Genomic DNA, 981 nt, shown 5'->3' on the forward strand with positions numbered 1-981 from the left:
TGATGCCTGTGCCTATCTGCCTGGGCTGCGAGTGCACTGCATCCACGTCCGAAGCTCGCGTGCGAGTGTCGAGTCCGAAACCCAATCCGATCTCTGACCACTTTCCGGCGGAGCGAGGAGAGGGACGATCCTCGCCAAGTCCATGAGGACACGTTTGCAATGCGCCATCTCCGGGAGGGTCACCCCTGCATGCGCTCCCGGATTGAGGAGCACAGCGGTTGGCCGATCCAGCGTGCTCCGTATCAAATCGATTCTGTGCCTCGTCCCGTTGTGTCGAGGCTCATCGCACCATTCCTCTCCGATCTTTCTGAGCGTCGCGCGCACGCGGTTGCTGGCGTCGCCGAGATCGACGGACTCGATGGCCAGTGGGGTGTCATCCCGGAGGCCCAGTCCGACGGGACCGAGGAGCGTCAATAGATCCTTGGCCGTCATCTCGACGGCCTGGCGGGTTTGCGATCCGAGCGCTGCCCGGAACCAGATCTGATCTCGGTTGCCATCCCCGAAGTCGGTGATGAGCTTACGTGCGCGCTCTACCGCTGTGGTCGATGTGCGTGGGACCAGGATCGAATAGCGATCGATGGGTTGCCGGGCGTCGTCGAACTCATACGTCTGCTCGATGGTGTCCTGGATAGTGGCCGGTTTCCTGCTGCGGTGGTGGCTCCACAGATCTTGCACCAGCAGGTCGTCATGTGTGAGGACGATGACCTGGTGTGGCGGCTTCGAATCGAGCAGCCGGCTTATGCCCGAATCCGCAAGCTTCTCGCGCGCTGACGAGTCCAGCATGTCGCTCGGGTCATCGATGACTATCAGGGATCCAGGGTTTTGCCGCTCAACTCGCGCAAGGTGAATTGCCAGTCCGAGCATGTCGATCTGTGCATCCGACAGGTAGCCGAGAGCGTGGAAATGGGGGTGCGATGCATCTGGTCCGGTGCGCAGACTGAGGGTTGGGCGTCCATTCGAAGGAAGCTCAGCAGTCAAAGT

Annotated in this window: 1 protein-coding gene; it reads right to left on the reverse strand. The window is 61.2% G+C overall.

What is annotated here, in order from left to right; translation table 11 throughout:
* Positions 1–12: 12 nt before the first annotated feature.
* A partial coding sequence (locus ACT3TZ_RS15160) for a hypothetical protein (protein WP_444584242.1) occupies positions 13–981 on the reverse strand: 969 nt, incomplete at its 5' end.

The organism is Brachybacterium sp. AOP25-B2-12, from assembly GCF_052378625.1.
Classification (GTDB): domain Bacteria; phylum Actinomycetota; class Actinomycetes; order Actinomycetales; family Dermabacteraceae; genus Brachybacterium.